Origin of the sequence: Bacillus manliponensis (assembly GCF_000712595.1) — a bacterium.
Lineage (GTDB): Bacteria > Bacillota > Bacilli > Bacillales > Bacillaceae_G > Bacillus_A > Bacillus_A manliponensis.
This window is the reverse complement of the sequence record NZ_JOTN01000043.1, coordinates 1-9,524: the sequence shown is the minus strand read 5'-3', so window position 1 is coordinate 9,524 and position 9,524 is coordinate 1. Positions and strand designations below refer to the sequence as shown.

At 36.1% G+C, this 9,524-nt stretch carries 7 protein-coding genes and 3 other annotated features; of the genes, 1 reads left to right on the top strand and 6 read right to left on the bottom strand.

The window, feature by feature from the left end; translation table 11 throughout:
- Positions 1-609 precede the first annotated feature (609 nt).
- Entirely contained in the window at positions 610-1,302 is a 693-nt protein-coding gene (locus tag BAMA_RS22655; protein WP_034644177.1) for a DUF6273 domain-containing protein, read from the top strand.
- Positions 1,303-1,340: 38 nt separating this feature from the next.
- Here the strand turns inward: BAMA_RS22655 and thrB are convergent, their stop codons facing one another.
- The 6 genes from thrB to BAMA_RS22625 form a co-directional block, all read right to left on the bottom strand.
- Positions 1,341-2,240 (bottom strand): homoserine kinase, encoded by a 900-nt coding sequence (thrB, locus tag BAMA_RS22650; protein ID WP_034644175.1) that lies wholly within the window; start codon positions 2,238-2,240, stop codon positions 1,341-1,343.
- Positions 2,237-3,295, bottom strand: coding sequence for a threonine synthase (gene thrC, locus BAMA_RS22645; protein WP_034644172.1), 1,059 nt, complete (start codon positions 3,293-3,295; stop codon positions 2,237-2,239). The genes thrB and thrC overlap by 4 nt, the downstream gene beginning before the upstream one ends.
- Positions 3,288-4,583, bottom strand: coding sequence for a homoserine dehydrogenase (locus BAMA_RS22640; RefSeq protein ID WP_034644170.1), 1,296 nt, complete (start codon positions 4,581-4,583; stop codon positions 3,288-3,290). Before BAMA_RS22640 ends, thrC begins: the two co-directional genes overlap by 8 nt.
- Positions 4,584-4,798: 215 nt before the next feature.
- Positions 4,799-5,030: a binding site (T-box leader), on the bottom strand.
- A gap of 114 nt (positions 5,031-5,144) precedes the next feature.
- Positions 5,145-5,377 (bottom strand) — a binding site (T-box leader).
- A gap of 114 nt (positions 5,378-5,491) precedes the next feature.
- Positions 5,492-5,724: a binding site (T-box leader), on the bottom strand.
- 605 nt (positions 5,725-6,329) lie between these two features.
- Positions 6,330-7,070, bottom strand: coding sequence for an ABC transporter permease (locus BAMA_RS22635; RefSeq protein WP_034644168.1), 741 nt, complete (start codon positions 7,068-7,070; stop codon positions 6,330-6,332).
- Between the two features lies 1 nt (position 7,071).
- A complete protein-coding gene (locus BAMA_RS22630; protein WP_034644165.1) occupies positions 7,072-8,022 on the bottom strand; it encodes an ABC transporter ATP-binding protein in 951 nt (316 codons plus the stop codon).
- Positions 8,023-8,823: 801 nt separating this feature from the next.
- Positions 8,824-9,042 (bottom strand): hypothetical protein, encoded by a 219-nt coding sequence (locus tag BAMA_RS22625; RefSeq protein ID WP_034644162.1) that lies wholly within the window; start codon positions 9,040-9,042, stop codon positions 8,824-8,826.
- Positions 9,043-9,524 lie beyond the last annotated feature (482 nt).

Below are 9,524 nucleotides of genomic sequence, written 5' to 3'. Positions count from 1 at the left end.
AAGAAATTTTACAAGAAGCAATTAATAAAATTAATGATAGATTTAAAATAGAACATACAACAATTCAAATTGAAAATTCAAAGATTGTACATGATAAGTTGAAAGTATAAACGTACCTTTAAGGTGCGTTTTTTCTTATTCCTGAATAGTTTTTATATTTTATCCACATTAGGATAAGAATCCGTCAAGTATATACTGTTGGTGAATGGTTGGCAGAATACAATTATTTCTTCAAACACTACAGAAACAACTTTATTTATCAATCTACAAAAACGTATAACAGTAGAAAGCACCACTAATCTATTACAAAAAACTTTAATTTTTATAAGCTGAGATTTTTTCACTAGCAAATAATTTTCCAAAGCAAATCCGTCACCATAATCGCCTTGTTCTGCTTTGAATATCTTTATGATCTTTAGAACTATAGACTCCGAATACCTACCCTTTCAGATTCATACAGCATAATACAAACCTTAAATAAAAACATTAAAGTATTGTTGATAAGCTTTTTTAATTTACAATTTGAATTAATCAGTATATCTCACTCTAACCTTATCACTTGCATCAATGTTATATAATTAAATTGGAAACAAAAAGGAGGAGATCTCATTGGAAAATAATAGCCTTGATTATATACCACACCAAAATGCACAGCCTGGTGAAATCATTACATTTGGTACTTATCCTCAAACGGTTGACGGCACAGATAGAACGCCAATAAACTGGAGGGTATTGCACAATTCAGGTAGAGAGCTGTTCATTTTGAGTGAATATATTTTGGAATGCAAGCGATATCACGGTAAGAGTGCGGACATTACGTGGCGTGATTGTGTAGATATTACATGGCATGACTGTGATTTGCGCAATTGGTTGAATGATGAATTTTATAACACCGCATTCAATGCTACTGAAAAAGAATTAATAAGAACGACTTATTGTATGGACAACGGAGACGGAAGCCCAGATACAGAGGACAAAGTTTTTTTACTTAGCGTTACTGAAATAAAAGAACTATCTAATATACATGACAAAGACTTGCGACGCGCCGTTGGAACGGATTTTGCTAAAGCGAAAAAAAGCGATGGATGCAGCTTATACGTATATGATAAAACAAACAAAGATAACTATATCATAAGAAACGGCGAAGAGGTTGGCTGTTCCTGGTGGTGGCTACGAACACAAGGAAACAAGCCTTCGCGTGCTTGTTTTGTCGGTACAAGTTGTAGTATTCGTAGCTATGCAAATGTTAGTCTAGCACGTGATGGTGTACGCCCCGCTTTAAAAATAAATCTCCAAAGATAAAAAGAAGACGGTTATTCCGTCCTCTTTTTTATGACAACTTAACTATATAATGCCATATGTTTTTCTCTTTCCACAACGATTCCTTTATGATCAATTTCAAGCTCCCATACTTTCATACCTGTAAATATTTTCGCTAATTGCTTAGCAATTTCGTGGCGTTTTTCATGCGGAGTTAAAATGAAAATTGACGGACCTGCACCGCTGAGTGCTGTACCATAGGCTCCAATTTCTTTCGCACATTCACGAATAGATGGCAATAACGGTACTAATTCCAAACGATACGGCTCATGAAAATGATCTCTTTCCATCATTTCACCGACTACTTCCCACTTCTTTTGACATAATGCTGCTACTAATACATTACTTATCGCACTAGCCTTAACTGCCTCATGAAACGGAAATGTTTCCGGTAATACAGAACGACTCTTATCTGTATCCAATTCCTCATTTGGAACAAGAGAAATCACTCCTAGTTCCTTACTTTCAACCTTTACGATCGCTACTTCTTCCCCGTCAAATGCTCCTATTACTATCCCACCTAAAATAGAGGCTGCAACATTATCTGGATGCCCTTCAAAGTTTGTAGCAATTTGAACCTTTTGTTCAGCTGTTAATTGTAATTGTCCAAGTTGATTTGCAAGTTCTATTCCAGCTACAATTGCTGAAGCACTGCTTCCTAATCCTCTTGTTAATGGAATATTGCTCGTAACTTCTATTATATACGGCGATAAAGCAGGGCATATTTTACATGCTGTACGAACGATTAAATTTTTATCATCCTTTGGAATTGAATCATCAAATGAATGTAAAACATGCCACTTATCTGCTTTCTCCTTAACTACCACTTCTAAATAAAGTGATAAAGCTATGCCAACTGAGTCAAAACCAGGTCCAACGTTTGCCGTACTTGCTGGAACATGAATTTTTAACGGAATCATGAAACAATCACCCCTTTAATGTGTTCCTTAATTTTTTCTATGTCATTAGAAACACTCGCTATTTCTAGCTTATTAGATGCAATCGCTATATCAGGGTCTTTCAATCCATTTCCTGTTAATACTACAACAACTGTTTCACCTTTTTTGATTTTCCCTAATTGAACATGTTTTATTACGCCTGCTAATGAGGCATTTGATCCTGGTTCTGCAAAAACTCCTTCTGTTTTTGCTAATAGCCGATACGCATGTAAAATCTCTTCATCTGATACCATATCAATTTCACCTTTTGATTGTTCCGCAGCCTCAATTGCATAATTCCAACTAGCTGGATTACCAATACGAATCGCCGTTGCAATTGTTTCAGGCTCTTCAATTACATGTCCTTTTACAATTGCTGCAGCCCCTTCCGCTTCAAAACCGTGAATTCTCGGCTTCTTATAACCTTTTTCTTTTTCATATTCACAAAAACCTTTCCAATATGCTGTAATATTCCCCGCATTCCCAACAGGTATAGCAAGAACATCTGGAGCAGCTTGTAATTGATCACAAATTTCAAATGCTGCTGTCTTTTGCCCTTCAATTCGATACGGATTCACAGAGTTTACTAATGTAATTGGCTCTTCTGCAGCGATATTTCTAACAGCCTGAAGTGCATCATCAAAATTCCCTTCAATTGAAATAATTTCTGCACCGTAAGCAACTGCTTGGGCTAACTTACCATGAGCAATTTTCCCTTTAGGTATAACAATAATACATTTCATCCCAAGTCGTGCTGCATATGCCGCAGCCGATGCTGATGTATTACCCGTTGACGCACATATAATTGCTTCCGAACCTTCTTCTTTCGCTTTAGCAACTGCCATTACCATACCACGGTCTTTAAATGAACCAGTTGGATTTGCGCCTTCATACTTTCCGTATAATTGAATACCTAATTGTTTAGAAATATTTAAAAGCGGAATAAGTGGTGTATTCCCTTCCATTAAGCTAAGTTCTGGTGTGTTTTCATTCACTGGCAAATAAGAAGCATACTCTTTTAATAATCCTTTATACATATGCTTTCTCCTCCTCAATAACATAATAGCTTTTTATTTCACTTGCGATATTCCCAATAGATTTTAATAATTGTTCAAACTGATATTTAGAAGTGTGATGCGTTACAATAACGACTTCTGCAAGCTCATCATTCAACGGTACTTGAATGACCTCTTTTAAACTCACGGAATAATTAACGAAACATTCTGTTATTTTTTGCAACATTCCGGGCTCGTCTTGTAATGAAATGCGTAAAAAATATTTTGAAACTACTTCCTCATCTTTTTGCAATTCATACGGCTTTGGCTCTTTTAATATACTTTTATTTTTCGGAACCCGATTCATGTTTTTAACGATAGAAATAATATCACTTACTACGGCAGAACCAGTTGGTAACTTCCCAGCCCCTGGTCCGTAAAACATTACTTCTCCTACCGCTTGGCCATGAACATATACCGCATTGAATTCGTTATTTACATTCGATAGTGGATGATGACTTGGTAATAAAGTCGGTTCCACATGTAAATGAATGGATGAACCTTGTTTCTCCGCTTTACCAATTAACTTCATAGTAAACCCTAACTTTTCAGCCATCTCTAAATCTTTTTTTCCAACCTTCCGAATTCCTCTTACTTGAACATCATCTAAAGAAACGTTCATTGAAAAGCCTAAGTTAGCAAGAATCGCTACCTTTCTCGCTGCATCTAGTCCGTCTACATCTGCTGTTGGATCAGCCTCCGCAAACCCTAGTTTTTGTGCCTCTTGCAAAGCCTCTTCATACGACCATCCATTTTGACTCATCTTTGTTAACATATAATTTGTTGTTCCATTTACAATCCCCATTATTTTTTCAATTTGATCTGAGGCTAAACCATCTGTTAACCCTCTTAATATTGGAATCCCACCCGCTACACTTGCTTCATAAAATAAATCACAGTTATTTTCATAAGCTAATTGTAGAAGCTCAGCTCCGTATACAGCCATTAAATCTTTATTTGCAGTTACTACATGCTTTTTATTTTGCAAAGCCTTTATAATATATTGCTTTGTTTCTTCAATTCCTCCCATTACCTCTACTACAATATCAACATTCGAATCATTTAAAACCTCTTCAACATTACTTGTTACTACAACTCCATCAATACAAACATCTCGCTCCTTTTCCAAATTACGAACAACTACTGTCTTTACTTTGAGTTCGCATCCTGTATCAAGAGCAATTTTTTCATACTGATCCTTTAAAATTTGAACGACGCCACTTCCGACCGTGCCTAGTCCTAATACACCAACATAAACTATTTTATTCATTTTAATCTCCTCCTAATTAAAATTCTAATCATGCTAGAAATTCTGAGTGGGGAAAAATGTTAGTTAAAATCACCTCCACGCATGGGGTTCACTTTACTTTTCTCCTCTTTGAATCACCTTTGTTCTGCCAACTATTTATACAGGTTATGGTTAAATCCGTACGTTTCATCTTACAGCACCTCCTTTCAAAGTAAAAAAAACACACTCATCCCTAGGAAAGGGACGAATGTGTTTTCGTGGTTCCACCCTTGTTCCAACCTAGACACTTTTCTTCTAGATTGCTCAAGTTCAGATAACGGCTGATACCGTCAATAATTACTAGATCGCTCTTTCACTATTGAAGTTCAAAGGTGGTAAGATCATTTCTCGTGTTAGGAAGCTCACAGCCTTTGGCCCCCCTCTCTGTAAACCGTAAAAATTATCTCATGTCCTTATCGTTACTTTTTCGTTCATGTTTATTTGTTAACTTATTATACTGATATATAAAATAAAATCAACATATTTTTTAATTATTTTTAATTTTCAATCTTATAATCCATAAAAAAACACACCCATCCCTAGGAAAGGGACGAATGTGTTTTTCGTGGTTCCACCCTTGTTCCAATCTAGACACTTTTCTTCTAGATTGCTCAAGTTCAGATAACGGCTGATACCGTCAATAATTACTAGATTGCTCTTTCACTATTGAAGTTCAAAGGTGGTAAGATCATTTCTCGTGTTAGGAAGCTCACAGCCTTTGGCCCCCCTCTCTGTAAACCGTAAAAATTATCTCATGTCCTTATCGTTACTTTTTCGTTCATGTTTATTTGTTAACTTATTATACTGATATATAAAATAAAATCAACATATTTTTTAATTATTTTTAATTTTCAATCTTATAATCCATAAAAAAACACACCCATCCCTAGGAAAGGGACGAATGTGTTTTTCGTGGTTCCACCCTTGTTCCAATCTAGACACTTTTCTTCTAGATTGCTCAAGTTCAGATAACGGCTGATACCGTCAATAATTACTAGATTGCTCTTTCACTATTGAAGTTCAAAGGTGGTAAGATCATTTTTCGTGTTAGGAAGCTCACAGCCCTTGGCCTCCCTCTCTGTAAACCGTAAAAATCATCTCATGTCCTTATCGTTACTTTTTCGTTCATGTTCACTTGTTAATTTATTATACGCATGAAAAAAATAAAATCAATATGTTTTTTAATTATTTTTAATCTTTTAGTCCCCCTGATATATAGTTAAGAAAACACAGTTATCCCTAATTATAGGATAACTGTATTTTATTACTCCATAAAACCATTGATGAGCTATTTCGTGTACAATATAGTTTTCTAATACTTTAATCGGTTGCGAAATGGATCCAACTGTTACAATTCCTGGATACTCCATTCCTTTTTCATCCAAGATAATATCCAATTGTTCAAACGGATACTTCCCTATAACTTGCTGAAAATAAGCTTCAAATTCTAGCTTACGAGCATGTAGGCACGGAAGGCAGATGCTGATTCTATTGTTTCTGTCCGAAAAAGATAAAATGTTAGACTGATTTTAATATAAAACCAGCGGTAGTCTTTGACAAAAAAATAAAGTCCTAGACTGCTGCTGGTTTATTGGACTAGCGTAATCAATTGTCACTTATCATTATTGGCTACTTTCAGTTTCACATTCATTGTTTTCGTCTTCCATACAGTTATCCCGAGCGACATAACTGTATCCTATTTTGCTCATTCTTAGCTCCGTGTTATGTTTAGTCTGCTCCTCTCTCTTTGACGAACAACCATAATCCAATTGCAAAGAAAAACAAAATATAGGCGATATCTATCGCTAACGACATAGGTAAGCCAACTAATTCCGATTTATATTGTGATGTGCTCCAATAGACACTTAAATCATCATGATGAATGAATAGAATGTGCGTCCATGATGTAGATAAGAGACTACTTCCAAACATTATCTGAAGAAAGTATAGTACTAAACTACCGCCTACTGCGATAGCAGCTGATCTCGTCCACACACCAATCAAGGATGCTAGACTTGCATATAGGCAACATTGCAATACGAGTGCTCCGATAGAGTATATAACATCCGTCATGTCGCCCCATTGCATGTTTTGCGGAGCCATCAGAAGATTCAATAACAAAGCAACAATGAATATACTAACAACACCCGTAACGATGAGCAAGATCATCGCAGCAATTTTGGCAACGTACAACCGTGAGCGCGAGGACGTATGCAGGAATAGTTGTTTCAGAGTACCATAATGATACTCATCCGTCCAAATAAGAGGTGACAAAACAATCGCCCAAGGTAGAATAACAAGCATTCCCGATAGGCCAAGCAAAGCATCTACCATTTGAGCCACCGTAACATCAACCTTGAGATTACTGATGTACGACCAAGACAACAGTACCGTCATCACAATAAAACCAATGTGTGAAAGAATAAAGATTCTTTTATTCACTATCTTCAAACATTCATTCCATAACAACTTAACTCACCTCACCTCGCTCAGTTGTCCATTCTAAAAACTTATCCTCTAAACTCGTATGTGCCGGCAACACCCGATGAACTTCCACCCCGGCATCACACAATGCTCGAATCAGATTTGGAACTTGCCCTTCATCAATAGCTACTGTCATAGTATGCAAACCGTTAGATAATTTCTCTGTCTGCATATAATCCAATGCATGATGATTATCCCTAAACAAGTTAACCACAATTTCGCTTGTAAGCTTAATATTATCAATGTGAAGAGTAATACAGAAGTTTCCATCACTTAACCCATCATCAATCCGCTGCTCTTTCACTAAGCGGCCATTCTGTATAATAACCACTCGGTGTGCCATCTGCTCAATCTCAGACAGTTGATGACTGGAGATCACAATTGCTACGCCCAAATCTGCCGCAATTCTATTTAAATAGTTCCGGGTTTCACGGACACCAGCAGGATCAAGTGCATTCATCGGCTCATCTAACACAAGCAACTTTGGCTTTCGCAGTAGTGCTTGTGCAATCCCCAAGCGTTGTTTCATTCCCATGGAGTACGTGCCTACTCGCTGCTTAAGCGCATGTTCTATCCCGGTCAGACTGGCTACCTCCAGCAACCAATCCTTACTCGCATTTTTGTGCAAACGCTGATATTGACGTAAATTTTCGTACCCACTCAAATAAGGATAGAATGCAGGTGCTTCAATCACTGCCCCTACATTGAAGAGTGCTTTAGAAAACTGACTCTTAATACTATAACCTGCAATCCGCACGTCCCCAGCACTTATTGTGCTTAGACCAACTATCATCTTCATCGTGGTTGTCTTGCCCGCTCCGTTCGCACCAAGTAGTCCAATAATCTCTCCCGCTACCACATCGAACGATATGTCTTGCACAATCAACTTGCCCTTGATTTCTTTCGTTATGTGTTGCACCGATAGTACCGTTTTCAATTGTCCCACTCCTTACATTATAAGTGTAGCCTCATTTCATGAATTCATTAAGAACAGCCTGTAAATAAAAATCAGCTATGAACTCATTGCTCTATAGTAATATTGATAATAACTTGAAGTATGTAACAACTGACTATGATTTCCTACATCGCAAACTGATGGTTTCATTACCGATTCCCCTTGATTAAATTTATACTTTTCATGTAAGCTTTTCGTTTATGGTGGCTATTTATCCAATTTTCGGAATATGTTATGCTTATACATTGTCAATAGTCTAAGGTACCATTGACAGTATTACAGTTATAGCAGTTGTAACACGTAATACTGTCTTCATACACTTTAATTCCTCCTTATACATTGTTCAATTGAACTGTAGTGTTTGTTGTACTAGTACATATGTTATTTTAAAAGAATATGGTTAAATAAGACATGCATTTGTCTTACAAATTAAGCTTGTATTCTTACAAAGTTGTCACCTTCTACAAGAGAGGTACCACTTCATCGCCAGCAAATTAAAAAGAACGAGTTACCTCAAAACGAAAAAAATAAGCGGCATTCTCATAATAACTGTAAAACAGTAAAATTTTCGTTATGGGTGGTGCTCAAAATATAAGCTTGATAGGTATGGGGTCAATATATCATTCTGAGAAAATTGTACGTTTAGACGCAAAATGGACACATTTTAACCAGTTCCCTGTACGTTAAGGAACTGGTTATTTATTTTTACCGCTTTTTTATAGATTTTTTTAACCGCTACTTTTTTATTTTACAAAAAAAGGACCTCATTGGAGGTCCTTTACATCATGCTGTTCTGTAATCATTATTTTTAATTTTAGTTCTACAGCTGCTGAATACTAGGAAGGCTGCTACAGTGAAAAAGCCTTTCATCCATAGAATATCAAAGTTGGATAGCCCATAGAAAAAATCAACACCGTATAAAACAAAGGCGATTATAGATATCCAAAGCATAAATTTTAATTGGCCAAGGGAGTATTTATAGTTATTAATCTTTTCCCACATATGCACTTACTCCTATTCTGCTGAAGTTTTATAGTTTTCTTTAATAGCTCTTTTTAGGTTACTTACAAAGAAGACTAGGAACACTATAGATACAGCAGCGTTAATCCAATAAGATGTGTCTCCTGCATTGTACTTATCATAGCAGGAATAGACATTAAAGATAAAAAGGACAGCTGAAAGAATTGTTGCGCTTATTACTGAAAGAAGGCTTCTCATGATGGTTACTCCTTTAGTTATTAGGTTAGTTAAAATTATACATTCAAATAATAGAATTTACAAAGGGTATTGGTCTTAAAGTGGTTTTTACCAATAAAATAGAGCGTTTACTACAAGGGAAGTTGAAAGATGAAAATGAAGTAACTTCAAAACAGAATAACTCAAGGTCTTCTGGACAGATATCTCTTAACGTACAGTAAACAGTTAAAATGTATCCAATTTATGTCATACGTACATTATCAAGACCTAAATTGTAAAAAGTCATA

Bases quoted from the DNA above. Each gene is read 5' to 3' on its own strand.
- BAMA_RS22625 (WP_034644162.1), bottom strand. From the start codon at position 9,042: ATGTGGGAAAAGATTAATAACTATAAATACTCCCTTGGCCAATTAAAA.
- thrB (WP_034644175.1), bottom strand. From the start codon at position 2,240: ATGATTCCGTTAAAAATTCATGTTCCAGCAAGTACGGCAAACGTTGGA.
- BAMA_RS22640 (WP_034644170.1), bottom strand. From the start codon at position 4,583: ATGAATAAAATAGTTTATGTTGGTGTATTAGGACTAGGCACGGTCGGA.
- thrC (WP_034644172.1), bottom strand. From the start codon at position 3,295: ATGTATAAAGGATTATTAAAAGAGTATGCTTCTTATTTGCCAGTGAAT.